The sequence below is a fragment of the Bradyrhizobium sp. LCT2 genome, assembly GCF_009931255.1.
Lineage (GTDB): Bacteria > Pseudomonadota > Alphaproteobacteria > Rhizobiales > Xanthobacteraceae > Bradyrhizobium > Bradyrhizobium diazoefficiens.
Map to the genome: position 1 here is coordinate 1,672,410 of NZ_CP034432.1, position 19,558 is coordinate 1,691,967.

General features: G+C 65.4%; 22 protein-coding genes. 14 read left to right on the top strand and 8 right to left on the bottom strand.

The annotated features are described in order from the left end of the window. Window positions 1-8: 8 nt before the first annotated feature. The 3 genes from lepB to EI171_RS08480 form a co-directional block, all read right to left on the bottom strand. Window positions 9-788 carry a signal peptidase I gene (gene lepB / locus EI171_RS08470; protein WP_011083986.1) on the bottom strand — a complete coding sequence of 260 codons (780 nt, stop codon included), beginning with the start codon at window positions 786-788 and terminating at the stop codon, window positions 9-11. Beyond that, window positions 785-2,212: a metalloprotease TldD gene (gene tldD, locus EI171_RS08475; protein ID WP_161533084.1), complete on the bottom strand. Its 1,428-nt coding sequence runs from the start codon at window positions 2,210-2,212 to the stop codon at window positions 785-787. The genes lepB and tldD overlap by 4 nt, the downstream gene beginning before the upstream one ends. A gap of 101 nt (window positions 2,213-2,313) precedes the next feature. Continuing rightward, a complete protein-coding gene (locus tag EI171_RS08480) occupies window positions 2,314-2,847 on the bottom strand; it encodes an invasion associated locus B family protein (protein ID WP_028173706.1) in 534 nt (177 codons plus the stop codon). A 447-nt stretch (window positions 2,848-3,294) separates the two neighbouring features. On the opposite strand from EI171_RS08480, the gene coxB reads away from it, so the two are divergent. The 9 genes from coxB to EI171_RS08525 all read left to right on the top strand — a co-directional run bounded on the left by coxB (window position 3,295) and on the right by EI171_RS08525 (window position 10,379). Then, a complete protein-coding gene (gene coxB, locus EI171_RS08485; RefSeq protein ID WP_011083989.1) occupies window positions 3,295-4,134 on the top strand; it encodes a cytochrome c oxidase subunit II in 840 nt (279 codons plus the stop codon). Window positions 4,135-4,222: 88 nt separating this feature from the next. After that, on the top strand, window positions 4,223-5,848 hold the full coding sequence (ctaD, locus tag EI171_RS08490; protein ID WP_011083990.1) for a cytochrome c oxidase subunit I: 1,626 nt from the start codon (window positions 4,223-4,225) through the stop codon (window positions 5,846-5,848). A gap of 60 nt (window positions 5,849-5,908) precedes the next feature. Next, the gene (locus tag EI171_RS08495; protein ID WP_011083991.1) at window positions 5,909-6,853 is read left to right on the top strand and encodes a heme o synthase; all 945 of its coding nucleotides are present in this window, start codon (window positions 5,909-5,911) and stop codon (window positions 6,851-6,853) included. Beyond that, window positions 6,850-7,023 (top strand): hypothetical protein, encoded by a 174-nt coding sequence (locus EI171_RS08500; protein ID WP_011083992.1) that lies wholly within the window; start codon window positions 6,850-6,852, stop codon window positions 7,021-7,023. The genes EI171_RS08495 and EI171_RS08500 overlap by 4 nt, the downstream gene beginning before the upstream one ends. A gap of 5 nt (window positions 7,024-7,028) precedes the next feature. Continuing rightward, window positions 7,029-7,673, top strand: a complete 645-nt coding sequence (locus EI171_RS08505) for a cytochrome c oxidase assembly protein (protein WP_161533086.1) — start codon at window positions 7,029-7,031, stop codon at window positions 7,671-7,673. A gap of 79 nt (window positions 7,674-7,752) precedes the next feature. After that, complete coding sequence (locus EI171_RS08510; protein ID WP_011083994.1) at window positions 7,753-8,649, top strand: cytochrome c oxidase subunit 3; 897 nt, start codon at window positions 7,753-7,755, stop codon at window positions 8,647-8,649. 97 nt (window positions 8,650-8,746) lie between these two features. Then, window positions 8,747-9,148: a DUF983 domain-containing protein gene (locus tag EI171_RS08515; protein WP_011083995.1), complete on the top strand. Its 402-nt coding sequence runs from the start codon at window positions 8,747-8,749 to the stop codon at window positions 9,146-9,148. After that, a complete protein-coding gene (locus EI171_RS08520) occupies window positions 9,145-9,897 on the top strand; it encodes an SURF1 family protein (RefSeq protein ID WP_161533087.1) in 753 nt (250 codons plus the stop codon). The genes EI171_RS08515 and EI171_RS08520 overlap by 4 nt, the downstream gene beginning before the upstream one ends. Window positions 9,898-10,013: 116 nt before the next feature. Beyond that, window positions 10,014-10,379, top strand: coding sequence for a nuclear transport factor 2 family protein (locus EI171_RS08525; protein ID WP_161533088.1), 366 nt, complete (start codon window positions 10,014-10,016; stop codon window positions 10,377-10,379). Here EI171_RS08525 and EI171_RS08530 read toward each other — a convergent pair. Then, on the bottom strand, window positions 10,376-11,716 hold the full coding sequence (locus EI171_RS08530) for a histidine kinase (RefSeq protein ID WP_161533089.1): 1,341 nt from the start codon (window positions 11,714-11,716) through the stop codon (window positions 10,376-10,378). The two genes, EI171_RS08525 and EI171_RS08530, sit on opposite strands and share 4 nt — an antisense overlap. Before the next feature lie 86 nt (window positions 11,717-11,802). Between EI171_RS08530 and EI171_RS08535 the strand changes: the two genes are divergently transcribed. The 5 genes from EI171_RS08535 to EI171_RS08555 all read left to right on the top strand — a co-directional run bounded on the left by EI171_RS08535 (window position 11,803) and on the right by EI171_RS08555 (window position 17,112). After that, complete coding sequence (locus EI171_RS08535; protein ID WP_008139927.1) at window positions 11,803-12,447, top strand: response regulator transcription factor; 645 nt, start codon at window positions 11,803-11,805, stop codon at window positions 12,445-12,447. Window positions 12,448-12,995: 548 nt separating this feature from the next. Then, on the top strand, window positions 12,996-14,414 hold the full coding sequence (thrC, locus tag EI171_RS08540) for a threonine synthase (RefSeq protein ID WP_028173700.1): 1,419 nt from the start codon (window positions 12,996-12,998) through the stop codon (window positions 14,412-14,414). Further along, complete coding sequence (locus EI171_RS08545) at window positions 14,411-15,700, top strand: pitrilysin family protein (RefSeq protein ID WP_011084001.1); 1,290 nt, start codon at window positions 14,411-14,413, stop codon at window positions 15,698-15,700. Before thrC ends, EI171_RS08545 begins: the two co-directional genes overlap by 4 nt. 39 nt (window positions 15,701-15,739) lie before the next feature. Continuing rightward, the gene (locus tag EI171_RS08550) at window positions 15,740-16,327 is read left to right on the top strand and encodes a GNAT family N-acetyltransferase (RefSeq protein ID WP_011084002.1); all 588 of its coding nucleotides are present in this window, start codon (window positions 15,740-15,742) and stop codon (window positions 16,325-16,327) included. Between the two features lie 131 nt (window positions 16,328-16,458). Further along, entirely contained in the window at window positions 16,459-17,112 is a 654-nt protein-coding gene (locus EI171_RS08555; protein ID WP_161533090.1) for a hypothetical protein, read from the top strand. Window positions 17,113-17,329: 217 nt separating this feature from the next. Here EI171_RS08555 and EI171_RS08560 read toward each other — a convergent pair whose 3' ends face one another. The 4 genes from EI171_RS08560 to EI171_RS08575 all read right to left on the bottom strand — a co-directional run bounded on the left by EI171_RS08560 (window position 17,330) and on the right by EI171_RS08575 (window position 19,480). Further along, a complete protein-coding gene (locus EI171_RS08560; RefSeq protein ID WP_011084004.1) occupies window positions 17,330-17,815 on the bottom strand; it encodes an ATP synthase subunit b 1 in 486 nt (161 codons plus the stop codon). 5 nt (window positions 17,816-17,820) lie between these two features. Continuing rightward, the gene (locus EI171_RS08565; protein ID WP_028173699.1) at window positions 17,821-18,384 is read right to left on the bottom strand and encodes an ATP synthase subunit b 2; all 564 of its coding nucleotides are present in this window, start codon (window positions 18,382-18,384) and stop codon (window positions 17,821-17,823) included. Between the two features lie 62 nt (window positions 18,385-18,446). After that, window positions 18,447-18,677, bottom strand: a complete 231-nt coding sequence (locus EI171_RS08570) for a F0F1 ATP synthase subunit C (RefSeq protein ID WP_007599451.1) — start codon at window positions 18,675-18,677, stop codon at window positions 18,447-18,449. A gap of 53 nt (window positions 18,678-18,730) precedes the next feature. Further along, window positions 18,731-19,480, bottom strand: a complete 750-nt coding sequence (locus EI171_RS08575; RefSeq protein ID WP_011084006.1) for a F0F1 ATP synthase subunit A — start codon at window positions 19,478-19,480, stop codon at window positions 18,731-18,733. Window positions 19,481-19,558: the final 78 nt, after the last annotated feature.

Below are 19,558 nucleotides of genomic sequence, written 5' to 3' on the forward strand. Positions count from 1 at the left end.
ACTTCCGGTCAATGCACCGCTGTGAAGAACCGCGCGAGGCGGAAACCGGACAGCCAGGTCCACACCGGCTGGCCGCGCATGCCGAGATCCCAGGAGCCGAGCACGGCATCCGCGCGCCCGACCAGATTGTCGATCGGCAGCAGGCCGACGCCGCCGGAGCGCAGCGGCACGCGGCTGTCGGCGGAGTTGTCTCTGTTATCGCCGAGCACGAAGAGATGTCCGGCCGGCACCGTCACCTCCGGCGTGTTGTCGAGCGGGCCGTTGTCGCGCATCTTGAAGATCAGGTGCGAGACGCCGTTCGGCAGCGTCTCGACATAGCGGTAGGCAGGCTCGCTGCCGCCATTGTCGTCCTCGGCGGCGCCGATGCCGTCGGGCTTGAGCTCGGCGGGCCGGTCGTTGATGAAGAGCTGGCCCTGCCGCATCTGGATGCGGTCGCCGGGCAGACCCACCACGCGCTTGACCCAGGCCTGCGAGCGATCGCCGGGCCAGCGGAACACCACGACGTCGCCCTGCTTCGGCGTCTCCGCGAACACGCGGCCGCTCTCGGGCAGGTTGATCTGGATCGGCAGCGAGGAGGTGCCGTAGCCGTAGGGGAATTTCGAGGCGAGCAGGGCGTCGCCGATCAGCAGCGTCGGCTCCATAGAGCCCGACGGCACGTAGAACGGCTCGGCGAGCGCGCCCTTGGCGATGAACACCGCGGCGACGATGCCGGCGAGTTGCACCAGTTGCCCGCCCCAGCCGCTGCTCTTCCGCTTGGTGGTGGTCGCAGTCATCTTCTCAACACTCATGCGCCTGTTCCACCCACCGTAATGCGTTCCATCAGAAGCGACGGCTGGCCGACGCCAACCGGCACGCCCTGGCCGTTCTTGCCGCAGGTGCCGATGCCGGTATCGAGCGCGAGATCGTTGCCGATCATGCGGATGCGATGCAGGTCGGTCGGCCCGTTGCCGATCAGCATGGCGCCCTTCAGCGGGGCGCCGATCTTGCCGTTCTCGATCTTGTAGGCCTCGGTGCACTGAAACACGTATTTGCCCGAGGTGATGTCGACCTGGCCGCCGCCGAAATTCGCGGCGAAGACGCCGTTCTTCACCGACGCCAGGATCTCGGCCGGATCGCGATCGCCCGCGAGCATGTAGGTGTTGGTCATGCGCGGCATCGGCACATGGGCATAGCCCTGGCGGCGGCCGTTGCCGGTCGGCTTCATGTTCATCAGCCGCGCGTTCTGGCGGTCCTGCATGTAGCCGACCAGGATGCCGTCCTCGATCAGCACGGTGCGATTGGTCGGCGTGCCCTCGTCGTCGATCGAGAGCGAGCCGCGGCGCGAGGCAATAGTGCCGTCGTCGACCACGGTGACGCCCTTGGCCGCGACCTGCCGGCCCATCAGGCCGGCAAAGGCCGAGGTCCTCTTGCGGTTGAAGTCGCCTTCGAGCCCGTGGCCGACCGCTTCATGCAGCATCACGCCGGGCCAGCCTGCGCCAAGCACGACGTCCATCTCGCCGGCGGGGGCGGGAATTGATTCCAGGTTGACCAGCGCCTCGCGCAGCGCGCCGTCGGCGGCGTCGCGCCAGTTCTTGCTCTCGATGAATTCGGCATAGCCGGCGCGGCCGCCATAGCCCTTGCTGCCGCTCTCCTGGCGGTCGCCCTGGCCGGCGACGACGGAGACGTTGACACGCACCAGCGGGCGGATGTCGCGATAGCTCTCGCCGTCGGGCCGCAGGATCTCGACCACCTGCCAGGTTGCGCCCAGGCTGACGCTGACCTGCCGCACCCGCGGATCCTTGTCGCGCAGATAGGCGTCGATCTCGGCGAGCAGCTTGACCTTGGTCTCGAAGCCCGGCGCATCGAGCGGGTTGTCGTCGCCATAGAGCCGCACATTGGTATGCGGGGGAGGGGCCGAAAAGCTGCCGGAGTAGCCGCCGCGCACGGCCGCCACCGCGTCGGCGGCGCGAATCAGCGCCGGCAGCGACACGTCGGAGGAATGGGCGTAGCCGACCGCGTCGTCCTTGACGGCGCGCAGGCCAAAACCCTGGGAGGTGTCGTAGGTCGCCTGCTTCAGCCGCCCATTGTCGAACATCAGCGCTTCGGTCTGGCTGTACTCCAGGAACAGCTCGCCGTCGTCGGCGCCGGCAAGCCCGCGCGCGACCTCGTGGCGAACCTGGTCGCGGTCGAGATTGGCGCGGTCGAGCAGGGAGGTTGTGGCGGGATTGGTCATGTGTCCGTCCATTATCTGGAGATGTGGGGCAAGATAATGGTTTCAGACCAGTTCCGCGAGGGCGCGAAGCCTCACATTACGGAAACAATAGGTCCAGCTGCCTACGGCAGCTTGTCGTACCCCTCACCCAGTCCGTTCAGGCTGAGCGGGAAGCCGATGCCTTCTTCCGGCGTCTCGAAAATGATGAAGGTCGCGGTCTTGGCGGTGCGGAGCTGGCCGAGCAGCTTGTCGTCCATGACGACCTCGGCGACGCAGCCATTGGGCAGGCAGCGGACGAAGCCGGCGCGGCCGACGTCCTGATTGTCGAGCTTCAGCCCGAGGCCGGAGGGTAGCAGGACGCCCAGGGGGGCGACCACGCGCATCAGGCGGCTCTTCTGGTCGGCGGTCTTGAGCACGATCACGGTCAGGCCGGCATTGGAGCGGTCTTCGGCCACGACGCTCTGGATCAGGGCGCATTGCTCGGCCTGGGCGCCCGGCGGGGTGTCGCAGCGAATCTGCCAGTCGCCATGGACGGAGCGCACCGCGCCCTGCGCATGGGCGAGGCTGGGTAAAGCAAGGAGAAGGGCGGCGGCCAGAAGGCCGATCAGCGCGTTGAGGCTGCTATCCGGCCTTGCCATGCATCTCGAAAGCCCCATCGGGGTCGGTCCCTCTGCTCGCTTGGGTCGCTTGCGCGGGTGGACTGATACGGAAATGACGGCGTCTTGAAGGCAATTCCCAAGCAAATTCCGCGCCGCCGAGGTCGCCGCCGCCGGCACGAATCAGGTTCCTGTGCGGCCGTTCGCCAGTGCCTACAACGGGCAATTCCGCTGTCAAGCCGCAGCATCCCGGGAAACGGTATTTTTGTCTGATGTTACTAGGAAATATCTTGCGGGTGATCGCTGGCAGATGGGGTTCAAGACTGCATTGCGATAGATCAAGAATTATGGTTTGAGAAGCTTGATTTCGGCGTTCTAGCGATCTGGCCCCAATTCCTCTTAGAGGTATTCTTGAGTGGCGGTTTGTCAGACGGACGGATCGAATAAGCGTTTCCCGGAAATAGGGGGACGCACCTGGGGTGATTTCGTAAGGGGAGCGCGAACGGCATGAGGATGTCGAAGGGCCGGGTAGGCCGGCATTTGCTGGGATTGGCCGTAGCTGGTCTGACACTGGCGACGGGCAGCGCGGCATTTGCCGAGCTTGGGCAGCCGGCGCCATGGGAGTGGACGCTCCAGCAGTCCGGCTCGCCGGTGATGGACAATATCGTCTGGTTCCACAACTTCCTGTTCGTGCTCATCGCGCTGATTACGCTGTTCGTTCTGGCGCTGCTGGTGGTCGTGGTCATCAAGTTCAACGCGAGGGCCAATCCGGTGCCGTCGCGGACCACCCACAACACGCTGATCGAGGTGGCCTGGACGCTGGTTCCGGTGCTGATCCTGGTCGGCATCTCGGTGCCGTCGTTCCGCCTGCTGTTCCTGGAGCTCGACGTGCCGAAGGCGGACCTGACCATCAAGGCGACCGGCAAGCAGTGGTACTGGTCCTACGCCTATCCCGACAACGGCAAGTTCGAGTTCGACTCGCTGATGGCCCAGGACAAGCAGCCCCGCCTGCTCGGCGTCGACAACGAGATGGTGGTGCCGGTCAACAAGGTGATTCGTGTTCAGGTGACCGGTGCGGACGTCATCCACGCCTTCGCGCTGCCGGCGTTCGGCGTCAAGATCGACGCCATTCCGGGGCGACTGAACGAAACCTGGTTCAAGGCCGCCAAGACCGGCATGTTCTACGGCCAATGCTCGGAGCTCTGCGGCAAGGATCACGCCTTCATGCCGATCGCGATTCGCGTCGTGGAAGACAAGGAATTCGCCTCCTGGGTCGAAACGGCGAAGAAGAAGTTTGCGAGCGGCGGCACCGGCACCTACGCCTCCGCGGCCGGCCCGACGCAGTAGGCGTCGGGTAAAGGCTCGAGGGGACTGAAAGCGACATAAAGGGCGGGACCTCCAAAGGTCCGATTGGGACGCAAGGCAGGATTTGAAAATGGCAACCAGCGCAGCGGCACACGGCGATCACGCGCAAGACCACGGACATGACGAGCACGCCCATCCGACCGGATGGAGACGCTACGTCTATTCGACCAACCACAAGGACATCGGCACGATGTACCTGATCTTCGCGGTCATCGCCGGCGTCATCGGTGCCGCGATGTCGATCGCGATCCGTGCCGAGCTGATGTATCCGGGCGTGCAGATCTTCCACGAGACGCACACTTACAACGTCTTCGTGACCTCCCACGGCCTGATCATGATCTTCTTCATGGTCATGCCGGCGATGATCGGCGGCTTCGGCAACTGGTTCGTGCCACTGATGATCGGCGCGCCCGACATGGCGTTCCCGCGCATGAACAACATCTCGTTCTGGCTGCTGCCGGCCTCGTTCGGGCTGCTGCTGATGTCGACCTTCGTCGAGGGTGAGCCGGGCGCCAACGGCGTCGGCGCCGGCTGGACCATGTATGTGCCGCTGTCGAGCTCGGGTCATCCCGGCCCGGCCGTCGACTTCGCGATCCTGTCGCTCCATCTGGCGGGCGCCTCGTCGATCCTCGGCGCCATCAACTTCATCACCACGATCTTCAACATGCGCGCGCCGGGCATGACCCTGCACAAGATGCCGCTGTTCGTGTGGTCGATCCTGGTGACGGTGTTCCTGCTGCTGTTGTCGCTGCCGGTGCTTGCCGGTGCGATCACCATGCTGCTCACCGACCGCAATTTCGGCACGACCTTCTTCGCGCCCGACGGCGGCGGCGACCCCGTGCTGTTCCAGCACCTGTTCTGGTTCTTCGGCCATCCCGAAGTGTACATCCTGATCCTGCCCGGCTTCGGCATGATCAGCCAGATCGTCTCCACCTTCTCGCGCAAGCCCGTGTTCGGCTATCTCGGCATGGCCTACGCCATGGTCGCGATCGGCGGCATCGGCTTCGTGGTGTGGGCGCACCACATGTACACGGTCGGCATGTCGTCGGCGACGCAGGCCTATTTCGTCGCGGCGACGATGGTGATCGCGGTTCCGACCGGCGTGAAGATCTTCTCGTGGATCGCCACGATGTGGGGCGGCTCGATCGAATTCCGCGCGCCGATGATCTGGGCCGTGGGCTTCATCTTCCTGTTCACGGTCGGTGGCGTCACCGGCGTCGTGCTGGCGAATGCCGGCGTCGACCGCGTGCTCCAGGAGACCTACTACGTCGTCGCGCACTTCCACTACGTGCTGTCGCTCGGTGCGGTGTTCGCGATCTTCGCCGGCTGGTACTACTGGTTCCCGAAGATGACGGGCTACATGTACAATGAGACGCTGGCGAAGGCGCACTTCTGGGTCACCTTCATCGGCGTGAACCTGGTGTTCTTCCCGCAGCACTTCCTCGGCCTGTCGGGCATGCCGCGCCGCTACGTCGACTATCCCGACGCGTTCGCGGGCTGGAATCTGGTCTCGTCGGTCGGCTCCTACATTTCCGGCTTCGGCGTCCTGATCTTCCTCTATTGCGTGATCGATGCCTTTGCGAAAAAGGTGCCGGCTGGCGACAATCCGTGGGGTGCCGGCGCGACCACGCTGGAGTGGACGCTGCCCTCGCCGCCGCCCTTCCATCAGTTCGAAGTGCTGCCCCGCGTGCAGTAAGCGATCACCCGCGGCGCCCATGACGGGCGCCGCGGCTCCATAACGAAGCGAGTTGATTTAGTGTCCGTCCTCGACCAGAACGCCGTCGACATCAATCCCCGCATCTCCGAAGCGGAGGTGGGCGACTACATTGCGCTGCTCAAGCCGCGGGTGATGTCGCTGGTGATCTTCACCGCGCTGGTCGGAATGGCGATGGCGCCCGGGCATTTCCACCCGGTGCTGGCGATCACCTCGCTGCTCTGCATCGCCGTCGGCGCAGGCGCCTCCGGGGCGCTCAACATGGCGCTCGAAGGCGATATCGACGCCAAGATGTCGCGCACGGCGAACCGGCCGATTCCGCGTGGCCGCATCACCCGTCCCGAGGCGATGACGTTCGGCATGACGCTCGCCTTCTTCTCGGTGATGACGCTCGGCATCCTCGTCAACTGGATCGCGGGCGCGCTGCTCGCCTTCACCATCTTCTTCTACGTCGTGATCTACACGATGTGGCTGAAGCGCTGGACCGCGCAGAACATCGTGATCGGCGGCGCCGCCGGCGCGTTGCCGCCGGTGGTGGCCTGGGCCGCGGTAACAGGCACGGTCGACGTCGAGCCGCTGCTTCTCTTCGCCATCATCTTCTTCTGGACCCCGCCGCATTTCTGGGCGCTGGCGCTGTTCCGCTCGGACGATTACGCGCGCGCCGGCATTCCGATGCTGCCCAACGTCGCCGGTCCCGATGCGACCCGCCTCCAGATCCTGCTCTACACGATCGTGCTGATCGCGGTGGCCGCCGCGCCCTGGGCGCTCGGCTATTTCGACGCCGTCTACGGTGTCGTCTCGCTGATCCTCGGCGCCGGCATGCTGGTGCTCGCGATCAACGTCTATATGCGCCGCGAGCGCAGCCAGTCGTTGCGCGCCACGCGAAAACTGTTCGCCTTCTCCATCCTTTACCTGTTCGCGCTGTTTGCGACCCTGCTGGCCGAGGTCGTGTTCCGGGCGCTTGCTCCGATGGCAGGGGGCGCATGATCGCGGTGGCGGACAAACCCGAGCCAGATGGAATCGTCCTCACCGAGGCGCAGAAGAAGAGCCGCCGTCAGCGCTCGATCGCGATCGCGCTCGCGCTCGGCGTGCTCGTGGTGCTGTTCTTCGCCGTCACCATGGTCAAGGGACCGGCAGTTCTAGTCCGGCCGATGTAGGGAAAATGGATCACGAGCCGACCATATCGCGGGATCAGAGCCGGACGGCCAGGAAAGGCGTCGGTAAGGGCCTCGGTCGTGACGTGCTGGTCGCCTCGATCTGCGGCGGCGTGGTGGCGCTGATGGTCGGCGCCTCCTACGCGGCGGTGCCGTTCTACAACTGGTTCTGCCGCGCTACCGGTTTCAACGGCACGACCCAGGTCGCGACCGCCGCGCCGACCACCGGTCCGATCGCGCGGAAGATCGCGGTGCGCTTCGATTCCAACGTCGCGCCCGGTCTGCCCTGGAAGTTCGAGCCGGAGCAGAGCGAGATCGAGGTCAATATCGGCCAGGTCACGACCGTCTTCTACACCGTGACCAACCAGGCCGCGCGCACCACTGCCGGCCAGGCCGCCTACAACGTCGCGCCGCTGACGGTCGGGTCCTACTTCCAGAAGATCAACTGCTTCTGCTTCACCGAGCAGACCATGGCGCCCGGTGAGAAGCGCGAGATGCCGGTCGTGTTCTACGTCGATCCGTCGATCGCCGACGACCGCGAGAACGACGGGCTCAGCACGATCACGCTGTCCTACACGTTCTACCCGGTGAAAGATCCGGCGGTGAAGCCGCTCGCGTCCGGGGAAGGCGACAAACGCAAGGGAAATCTCTGACCGCCGGGCTCACGCTCTGGGGGTTGGACACAAGGGGATAAGTGCCGGACAGGCACGGGATTGAGGAGAGAGACCGCAAATGGCTACCGCGCAAGGCAAGCATCACGACTATCATCTGGTCGATCCCTCTCCCTGGCCGGCGGTCGGTTCGCTCTCGGCCTTCATCATGGCGGTCGGCGCGATCGCCTGGATGCACCACATGTTCTCGGCCGCGCCGATCGTGTTCGGCGTCGGCACCGTCGGCGTGCTCTACACCATGGCGAGCTGGTGGGGCGACGTGATCAAGGAAGCCCAGTACAAGGGCGACCATACCCGCGTCGTGCAGCTCCATCACCGCTACGGCATGATTCTGTTCATCGCCTCCGAGGTGATGTTCTTCGTCGCCTGGTTCTGGGCCTATTTCAACGCGGCGCTGTTTCCGGCCGACGCTGTCCACGCCACCCGCGATGCCGTGTTCGGCTGCGGCCTCGGCACCGCGGCCGGCGCCTGCGCGGTCCCCGGCACCTGGCCGCCCCACGGCATCGAGACCTTCGATCCCTGGCATTTGCCGCTCCTGAACACGCTGATCCTGCTCACCTCGGGCACCACGGTGACCTGGGCGCACCATGCGTTGCTCGAGAACGATCGTCAGGGCCTGAAATACGGCCTGATCCTCACCGTCGTGCTCGGCGCGCTCTTCACCTGCGTGCAGGCCTATGAGTACAGCCATGCGGCGTTCTCGTTCGCCGGCAACGTCTATGGCGCGACCTTCTTCATGGCGACCGGTTTCCACGGCTTCCACGTGCTGGTCGGCACCATCTTCCTGCTGGTCTGCCTGTTCCGTGCCTATGCCGGCCACTTCACGCCGAAGCAGCATCTCGGCTTCGAGTTCGCCGCCTGGTACTGGCACTTCGTCGACGTGGTCTGGCTGTTCCTGTTCCTCTGCATCTATGTGTGGGGACACGGCGCCGAGACCATGGCCCACGGCGCGCACTGAGCAGCTTTGGATCGATCAGAAAGGGCGGCCGCAGGGCCGCCCTTTCGCTTTTGCGCCGCCGGAAGTTTCGGCGGAAACTGTGATAGAGTCCGCCATCATGAATGACACCGCCGGTCCACCCAAGTCCGAAACCACCGTCCTGCAAAGCGCGATGCGCGGGCTGGCCTGCAAATGCCCGCGCTGCGGCCAGGGCAAGCTCTATGCGGGCTTCCTGACGCTCGCACCCTCCTGCGACCGCTGCGGCCTCGACTATGCCTTCATCGACACCGGCGATGGCCCGGCGATCTTCATCATCATGCTCGCCGGTGGGATCGTCGTTGCGTGCGCGCTGATCGTCGAGGTCAAGTACCAGCCGCCGTACTGGCTGCATGCCGTGCTGTGGCTGCCGCTGATCCTCGCCACCACGCTCTTGCCGCTGCGCGCGATGAAGTCGTTGCTGATCGCGCTGCAATTCCACCACAAGGCAGCGCCGGGCCGGCTGGTCGACCGCGCGAAATGAACGCGACTGCGCGCAAGCCTCGCGTGGCCGGCTTTGCGCTGTTCACGCTTCTCCTGACGGCCGCCTTCGTTGCCCTCGGCGTCTGGCAATTGCAGCGCCGGACCGCCAAGCACGCGCTGATCGCAGCACTCACCGAGCGTCTGGCGGCGGCACCCATCGCGCTGCCGCCGCCCGCACAATGGGCTGCGCTGAATCCCGCGCGCGACGAATTCCGCCGTGTCAGCTTCACCGCGACCTACGCCGCCTCGCCCGATGCGATGGTCTATTCATCCGGCTCGGCCGTACGCAAGGACGCTTCCGGTCCCGGCACCTGGGCCTTCCTGCCGGCGCGGCTTCCGAGCGGCGAGATGGTCGTGATCGATGCCGGCTTCGTCGAGAACACGATGCAGGATCGCAGCGTCGAGGATCGCGCGGTGAAGAAGCTCGTGACCGGGCAGCCGGTCACGCTCACCGGCTATCTGCGCTTTCCCGAGCCGCCGGGCTGGCTGACGCCGGCGGAGAGCCGCGACAAGCGGCTCTGGTTCGTGCGCGATCATGTGGCGATCGCGAGCGCGCTCGGCTGGGGCACGGTTGCGCCGTTCTACATCGATCTGGAGCAGCCCGCGCCCGAAAATGGCATCCCGCGTCCGGGTCCGCTCGACGTGCATCTGAAGGACGATCACCTGCAATACGCCGTCACCTGGTTCGCGCTTGCAGGCGCGGTGCTGATCGCGTTCGGCGTCTGGGTGAGGGGACGTCGCCCGGGCTGAATCTTCCGTAGGTTCCCGCGAGGAACCCGGTATCACCCGGGGTTTACCATTCAGCGCGTATTCACGAGTGTGGTCCTAAGCCGCATGCAAAATTTCGCGGCAGACAGGATTGCGGCGTGAGCGATTTCGATCAGATGGGAATTGTCGTCGATTGGGTGGATGCCTGCCGGAAGGGCGACCTCACGACGCTGCTCGACCTCTATGCGGACGACGCCCAGGTCGAATGCACGTGCAACGGCACGCAGCGTTATCGCGGCCGAGACGAGCTCGAAACCTACTGGGGGCCGCGGCTCAGCGCATTCTCATCGGCCGGCTTCGGTCTCGAGGAGATCCATCCCGTGCCTGATGGCGTCGATCTCGAATATTCCGTCGCAGGCGCGCTGCGCATTTACGCCTCGTTTCGCTTCAGTGCGGAAGGCAAAATCGACAGCACGCTGTGCGCGCCGGCGCGACAGAACGCGCATCACGGCTGCGCGTGCTAGCTTTGCGCCGGCTCGTCGCGCGTCCTTTGCACGGGCAGACGGCAGCGCACATAGGTTCGTTCATCCGCGCGCAGCAATGACAGCGATCCGCTGAGCGCGCGCACGCGCTCGTGCATGCCGGTCAGACCCCGGCCGAACACGTTGCCCTCGAGAAATCCCCCGCCGTCGTCGGAGATCTCGATGGCGAGCGCGTCGCCTGAAATGGCCGCCTGCACATGGGCATTGCGTGCTGCGGCATGGCGCAGCACATTGGTCAGCGCCTCCTGGATCACGCGATAGACGGTCTGGGCCAGCGGCCCGTCGAGCCCGTTGAGACCAGGATCGACCGTGGCGGTCAGCCCGATATGCGGGGCCTGCTTGCGAAAGTTCCGGAGCAGCGTCTGCACGCTGGTTTCCAGCCCCAATTCCTCGATATAGAGCGGCCGCAGCCGGTCGAGGATGCGGCGGTTGGTCTGCTGGAGCGCTTCGACCGATTGCAGCACCTCCTGCGCCGTATTGCCGAGATGTCCCACCGGCGGCGAAGCCTCGATCAGGGCGATCGTGCCGGCGCGGATGCTGAACAGCAGCGGGCCGAGCTCGTCGTGCAGCTCGCGGGCGAGATCGCGCCGCTCGTCGTCCTGGAGCGACACCAGGCGGTGCAGCAGGTCGCGATTGTCCTGGCTTAGTCGCGCGAGCGTCGCCGCCAGCGCATTGGCCTCCTCGCAGCTCTGCCGGATCTCCGGCGGCCCTGCCACCGGGATCGGCGTCGCATAATCGCCGCGCCGTATTCGCGTGAGGCCTGCGCCCAGATTTTGCAGGGGGCGCAGTGCCGATTCCGCGAAGAGATAGGCGATCGTTCCGGTCAGCACCGTCAGCACGGCGATGAGGCTCGTCAGCGCCAGAAAACCGATCCATTTCTCGAACAGGTCGGCCGACAGGTCGGGCAGGAACACGAGATCGCCGACCCGCTTGCCGTCGATGATCAGCGGGGACGCTGCGTCCATGTCCGGGATGGTGAGCAGGTCGATGAACCATTGCGGCACGCTATGCGGCTTGCGCGGACCGGCCGTTGGCGAGGGCTCGGGACCCGCTTCGACAGGACGGAATTGGATATCGGAGGAGGTGCCCAAAGAATGGACAAAGGCGTCGAGCGTCTGCCGCGGATTGTCCGAGGCGCGCAGGGTGTTGTTGAGCGCCGCGGCGACCGCTCGGGCCGAATGTCGCCCCAATTCGTTCTCGTCGGCCAGCTGGCCGGTCGCAAAGCTCTGGAGCAGCACGCCGCCCATGACCAGCGCGGCGAGGAAGCTCACGCCGAGCGGAAGAAACAGTTGGGTTCTGAACGACAGGTGTTGCCACATTAGTTCAATTCTAACGCGTCCCGGCGGATTTCTCTCTTTCCATTTGTTCCCGCCGGTCTATGAGTTGAAAAACCAGAGAGCGCGCGATGCAAGATACCGCCAAGCCGGCGACCAGGGTCCTGATCGTCGACGACCATCCTGTGGTGCTGTCGGGTTGCCGCACCCTGTTCGCATCCGACCATTCGATCCGCATCGACGAGGCGACGGACGCCAAATCCGGCCATCGCGCCTATATCAGCAAGCGGCCCGACGTCACCGTGATCGACATCAGCCTGCCCGATGTCTCCGGCTTCGAGCTGATGCGGCGGATCCGCAAGGACGATCCTGATGCCAAGATCATCATGTTCAGCATGAACGACGATCCGGCTTTCGTGGTGCGGGCGGTCGAGCTCGGGGCGCAGGGCTATGTCTCCAAGGGCGATGATCCCCGGATCCTGCTGAAAGCGGTGCGCAAGGTGGTCGCGGGCGACAATTTCATCTCGCCGCAGCTGGCGGAGGCCGTGACGTTCTCCGGTGCCGCGATCAAGGCCAATCCGGCCTCGCAGATGACGCCGCGGGAGCTCGAGATCCTCCGCCTGCTCGGGCGCGGCGACAAGATCGTCGAGGTCGCCGAGGCGCTTGGGATCTCCTACAAGACGGTCGCCAACACCACCTCCCTGCTCAAGCAGAAGTTGGGGGCCAAGAACCATTCCGACCTGATCCGGATTGCGGTGGAAATCGGCATGAACTGACGTCCCGCCCGCGACCGAACCGGCTGCTCCAGGATGCAGCGGTTCGGCCGACGGATCGGCGACTCCGCCGGCCGGGCAATGCGTGGCCGACGGCGGACGCTATCCGCCGACACAATGGACTGCGGCTGCGTTCGTTCCTGCCGCGATCAAGGGTTCAGGAAGAAATGGCAAAGCCGGCCTTGTGGCCAGTATGCGGACGGGTATGCGGCGTTCATACGCGTCGGGAAAAACAGGAACATTTGTCGTCGCGCCCGGTTTTCGCCCTTGACGGTCTGAGGACAGGCGACGAAAGCTTGCGCGAGCAGTTTTAGCGGGCAGGCGCCCCGGACGAGCCAAACCGGTCTGCACATATCAACGACAGACCTTCCAAGAGAGGGCTGCGGCATTGCCGCAGCCCTTTTCGTTGCAAAGGGTGCGGGCGGGAAGCGGTTTCCCGATGCCGCAAAACACTTTATGGTGGCCCAAAGCCTCTGGCTGTTAATCAGGAATATCGTGAAATCAAAGGCTTACGGATCAAGCTTCGGCTTGGCCGGCCTTTGGAGGGCAGTTTGACTCGTTATATCTCGACCCGGGGCGAGGCCCCCGAACTCGGCTTCTGCGACGTGATGCTGACCGGGCTTGCCCGCGACGGTGGCCTGTATGTGCCGGCGACATGGCCGCAGCTCTCGGCTGACACGATCGCCGGCTTCTTCGGCCGCCCGTATTGGGAGGTCGCCGTCGACGTGATCCGTCCCTTCGCGGGAGGCGAGATCACGGACGCCGAGCTCGGCCGGATGGCGAACGAGGCCTACGCCACCTTCCGCCATCCCGCGGTGGTGCCGCTGCGCCAGATGTCGCCGCACCAGTTCGTGCTGGAGCTGTTCCACGGCCCGACGCTCGCCTTCAAGGACGTGGCGATGCAGCTCATCTCGCGGCTGATGGACCATGTGCTCGCCAAGCGCGGCCAGCGCACCACCATCGTGGTCGCAACCTCCGGCGACACCGGCGGCGCTGCGGTCGAAGCCTTCGCGGGGCTGGAGAACGTCGATCTCATCGTACTGTTCCCGCACGGCCGCATCTCCGAGGTGCAGCGGCGGATGATGACGACGACGGGCGCGGCCAACGTGCATGCGCTCGCCATCGAAGGCACGTTCGACGACTGCCAGGCCCTCGTGAAGGGAATGTTCAACAACCATCGCTTCCGCGATGCGACCTCGCTGTCCGGCGTCAATTCCATCAACTGGGCGCGTATCGTTGCCCAGGTGGTCTATTACTTCACCTCCGCCGTTGCCGCCGGTGCGCCGGCGCGCGCGGTGGACTTCGTCGTGCCGACCGGCAATTTCGGCGACATCTTTGCCGGCTACGTCGCCAAGCGCATGGGTCTGCCGGTGCGGACCCTGCGCATCGCCGCCAACGTCAACGACATCCTGGCGCGGACGCTGAAGACCGGCATCTACGAGGTGCGCGAGGTGCACGCCACGGCGTCGCCGTCGATGGACATCCAGATCTCCTCGAACTTCGAGCGGCTGCTGTTCGAAGCCGGCCGGCGCGATGCGGCCGGTGTGCGCCGTCTCATGGATTCGCTGAAGCAGTCCGGGCGCTTCGTGCTGCCCGATGCGACGCTCGCCGCGATCCGCGAGGAGTTCGACGCCGGGCGCGCCGACGAGACCGAAACCGCGGCCGCGATCCGCGCCGCCTGGCGTGAGGCGGGCGAGCTGGTCGATCCCCATACTGCGGTCGCGCTCGCGGTCGCCGATCGCGACACCACCGACACCACGGTGCCCAGCATCGTGCTCTCCACCGCGCATCCGGCCAAATTCCCCGACGCGGTCGAAGCGGCCTGCGGCCAGCGGCCGCAACTGCCGGCCTGGCTCGACGGCCTCATGACCAAATCCGAACACATGAAGGTGATGAACAACGATCAGGCCGAGGTCGAGCGGTTCGTGCTGTCGGTCAGCCGTGCCGCAAAACAGGGAGTTGCCGGATGAGCGTCGAGATCTCCAAGCTTGCGTCCGGCCTCACCGTCGTCACCGACAAGATGCCCCATCTCGAGACTGCGGCGCTCGGGGTCTGGGCCGGCGTCGGCGGACGCGACGAGAAGCCCAACGAGCACGGTATCTCGCATCTGCTGGAGCACATGGCGTTCAAGGGCACGACGAAGCGCTCGTCGCGCGAGATCGTCGAGGAAATCGAGGCGGTCGGCGGCGACCTCAATGCCGGCACCTCGACCGAGACCACGTCCTATTATGCGCGGGTGCTGAAGGCCGACGTGCCGCTGGCGCTCGACGTGCTCGCCGACATCCTGGCCAATCCCGCCTTCGAGCCCGACGAGCTGGAGCGCGAGAAGAACGTCATCGTGCAGGAGATCGGTGCCGCGCAGGACACGCCCGACGACGTCGTGTTCGAGCATCTCAACGAGCTCTGCTATCCCGACCAGCCGATGGGCCGCTCGCTGCTCGGCACCGCCAAGACGCTGCGCGCCTTCAACCGCGACATGCTGCGCGGCTATCTGTCGACGCATTATCGCGGGCCCGACATGGTGGTGGCGGCCGCCGGCGCGGTCGATCACAGCCAAGTGGTCGCCGAGGCCGAGAAGCGCTTTGCGAGCTTCGAGGGGACGCCGGGCCCGAAGCCGCAGGCCGCCCAGTTCGGCAAGGGCGGCGCCAAGGTCGTGCATCGCGAGCTCGAGCAGGCGCATCTGACGCTGGCGCTGGAAGGTGTGCCGCAGAACGATCTGTCGCTGTTCTCGCTCCAGGTCTTCACCAACATCCTCGGCGGCGGAATGTCGTCGCGGCTGTTCCAGGAGGTGCGCGAGAAGCGCGGCCTCTGCTACTCGATCTACAGCTTCCACGCGCCCTATACCGATACCGGCTTCTTCGGCCTCTACACCGGTACCGATCCGGCCGATGCGCCGGAGATGATGGAAGTCGTGGTCGACGTCATGAATGATTCGGTGGAGACCCTGACCGAGGCCGAGATTGCACGGGCCAAGGCGCAGATGAAGGCGGGCCTCCTGATGGCGCTGGAGAGCTGCTCCTCCCGTGCCGAGCAGCTCGCCCGCCACGTCCTGGCCTATGGCCGGCCGCAGACGGTGCAGGAGCTGGTGGCCCGGATCGACGCCGTCAGCGTCGAATCGACCCGGGACGCGGCGCGTGCACTGCTTTCGCGCAGCCGCCCTGCGGTTGTCGCATTAGGCAGTGGCAGGGGTCTGGACACGGCGGTGTCTTTTGCGGAAGGATTGACCCGGGCACGTGCCAAGGCGCGACTGCATTAGGAGCCGCGCGTGGGCTGATCCGCCCCGGGAAGCATCACCATGGCCCTCTTTCGCCTGCCATCCAGTGGACCCGCCGCCCTCGCGCCGCGCGGCAACGGGCTTTTGCTGCGTGCACCGCAGATGTCGGACTTCCTGCAATGGGCTCACTTGCGCGAGTCCAGCCGCGATTACCTGACGCCCTGGGAGCCGATCTGGCCGTCGGACGATCTGACGCGCTCCGGCTTTCGCCGCCGCCTGCGCCGCTATTCCGAGGATATCGCCGCGGACCGTTCCTACCCCTTTCTGATCTTCCGTGAGCTCGACGGCGCCATGGTCGGCGGCATCACGCTCGCCAATGTCCGGCGCGGCATCGTCCAGGCCGGCACCATCGGCTATTGGGTCGGCCAGCCCCACGCCCATCGCGGCTACATGACGGCAGCGCTGCGGGTGCTGCTGCCGACGCTGTTCGGCGAACTCAACCTGCACCGGGTCGAGGCTGCCTGCATCCCCACCAATGCACCGTCGATCCGGGTGCTGGAGAAGTGCGGCTTCTCCCGGGAAGGGCTGGCGCGCCGCTATCTCTGCATCAACGGGGTCTGGCAGGACCATTTGCTGTTCGGTCTGCTGCACGAGGATTTCCGCGGCTGAGCCGGTCGGTTCGTACGGCCAAAGTCTCCGGCGTCCTGCCTTTTGCTGCCTTGGGTTCGCCGATTTTGGCGATATAACGCGGCGGGAAGGCTGGCGATCGGCCGGATTGTTGTCATGGAGTATGGGCGTTGATGTTGCACGAGCTTCGGTCATCGCGGAATGCGTTGCGGCGGGGGACAGCGGTCGCGCTGGCGTTGTCGGTTGCGTTCGCGTCCGTCTCGCCGGTGGCGGCCCAGTCGTTGAGCGACCGCTTCAAGAGCCTGTTCGGCGGCAAGTCCGACGAGCCGGCCCAGCCCAAGCCGGCGCCTGCGCCCGGACAGCCGGCCGACGACGATGTCGATTGCCCGCAGGTCACGGTGCGCGCCGGCGCCTCTACCTATGCGGTCGGAGCCACCGGCAAGCCGGCCGTCGGCAATGAGGTCCGCTTCCAGGCCACCATCACCAAGATGGCGCGTGAATGCGTGCGCAACGGCGGCGACATCACGGCCCGGATCGGCGTCCAGGGCCGCGTCATCGCCGGTCCCGCCGGCGCGCCTGCTAGCGTCGAGGTTCCGCTGCGCGTCGCGGTGGTGCAGGGCGGCGTCGGCGAGAAGGTAATCGCCTCGAAGGCCTATCGGACCACGGTCGGGATGTCGGAAGGCGGCAGCGTGCCCTTCACCTTCGTCGCCGAAGATCTGTCCTATCCGATCCCGTCGGCCGCGACCGCCGATTCCTACGTCTTCTACGTCGGCTTCGACCCGCAGGCGCTGTCGCCCGAGCCGAAGGCAAAGCCGAAGAAGAAGTAGGGTCTCGATCTCGGCTGGCACCGCAATTTCAGCTGTCATCACCCGCGAAAGCGGGTGATCCAGTATTCCAGAGACGTCAGCGGTCTACGGAAGGGCCGCGGCGTACTGGATGCCCCGCCTTCGCGGGGCATGACATCCAATTTGCGGCCACGGCGCCCGACAAACAAAAAAGCCGGCGCTCATCGCGCCGGCTTTTTGATTGATGAGGCGTTCGCACTCAGTTCAGCTTCTGCCGAACTTCGCTGATGCTCTTGGCGAGCAGGTCGTCGGCGACCTGGCCCTTGACCGACTGCGACAGGATCGTGGAGGCGGCCTGGACGGCGGCTTCCGCGGCTGCGGCACGGACATCGGCCACCGCCTGGGCCTCGGCGAGCGCGATCTTGCTCTCCGCGGTCTTGGTTCTGCGGGCCACGAAGTCTTCCATCTTCGCCTTGGCCTCGGTCGCGATGCGCTCGGCTTCGACCTTGGCGTTGGCGATGATGTCGGCAGCCTCGCGCTCGGCCGTGGCACTGCGCGCCTTGTAGTCGGCGAGCACCTTGGCCGCCTCCTGCTTGAGGCGCGTCGCGTCGTCGAGCTCGGCCTTGATGCGCGCGGCGCGATGGTCGAGCGCGGTCATCGCAGACTTGAAGACCCCGAGATAGCCGAACACGACCATCAGGATCACGAAGGCGATGGCGACCCAGGTTTCAGGATCGAAGAACATCTCGATTAACCTTTCAGGGACGCATCGACCGCGGCATTCACTGACGCGGCATCGGGAACGACGCCGGTGAGCTGCTGCACGATCTGGCCTGCCGCATCGGCCGCGATGCCGCGGACGTTGCTCATGGCGGCTGTGCGGGTCGAGGCGATGGTCTTCTCCGCCCCGGCGAGCTTGGCCGCCAGCTGCTCTTCCAGGGCCTTGCGCTCGGCTTCCGCCTGCGCATTCGCCTTGTCGCGGGATTCATTGCCGATCGCCTGCGCCCGCGAACGCGCCGAAGCGAGTTCGCTTTCATAGGCCTTCAGCGCCGCGTCGGACTGGTCCCTCAGCGTCTGCGCCTCGGCGAGGTCACCCTCGATCTTGTTCTGACGCGCTTCGATCGCCCCGCCGACCTTCGGCAGAGCGAGCTTGGACACGATCACGTAAAGCACGACGAAGAAGATCGCGAGCGACACCAGCTGCGAAGCATAAGTGCTGCTCTCGAACGGCGGAAAGCCACCACCGTGACCGCCTTCGGCCCCGGTGTGGGCGCCCGCCGCTGGACCCTTCGCCCCGCCATGACTCTCAGCCATGGAGTACTCCTGTTGCTGTCATGCGCGCCGCTTCGGTCGAAGCGGCGCGAAGAACGTCGTCCTCAGAGCGGAACGAACAGCAGCAGCAGCGCGATCAGCAGCGAGAAAATGCCGAGCGCTTCGGTCACGGCGAAGCCGAAGATCAGGTTGCCGAACTGGCCCTGAGCGGCCGAGGGGTTGCGAACGGCCGCGGCGAGGTAGTTGCCGAAGATCACGCCCACGCCGACGCCCGCACCGCCCATGCCGATGCATGCGATGCCCGCGCCGATAAGTTTTGCTGCTGCCGGATCCATTTTAGACTCCTTGGAAGAAAGATTGGGTTGTGGGTGGAAATTCCCCGGACCGCTCAGTGTCCCGGATGAATGGCGTCGTTGAGGTAGATGCAGGTCAGGATCGCAAACACATAGGCTTGCAGGAACGCGACCAGAATCTCGAGGGCGTACAGCGCGACCGTGAGCGCCAGCGGCAGCACGCCGCCGACCCAGCCGAGGGCGCCGAGCGAGAAGCCGAGCATGGCGACGAAGCCCGCGAACACCTTCAGCGCGATGTGGCCGGCCAGCATGTTGGCGAAGAGACGGACGCTGTGGGAGACCGGCCGCAGGAAGAACGACAGGATCTCGATGAACATCACCAGCGGCAGGATGTAACCGGGGACGCCGTGGGGCACGAAGATCGAGAAGAATTTCAGGCCGTTCTTGGCAACGCCGTAGATCAGGACCGTGAAGAAGACCAGCAGCGCCAGGGCTGCCGTCACAATCAGATGGCTCGAGATCGTGAAGGTATAGGGAATGATGCCGATCAGGTTCGAGACGCAGATGAACATGAACAGCGAGAAGATCAGCGGGAAGAACTTCATGCCTTCCGAGCCGGCGGTCGAACGGATGGTCGACGCGACGAACTCGTAGGAGATCTCGGCGACCGACTGAAGGCGCCCGGGAACCAGCTGCGCGCCGCTGGCAAGCATCAGCAGCGAGATGATCGCCACGGCGATCAGCATGTAGAGCGATGAATTGGTGAAGGCGATCGTCTGATGGCCGATATGGCCGATCGTGAAGAGAGGCTCGATGTTGAACTGGTGGATCGGGTCGATTTTCATCAGCGCGGCATCTCTTGGTCTGCCGGGCAATGCCGGCGGGTCTCGGTCTGCCGGCCGGGCCGGCCCGTACCGGCAAAG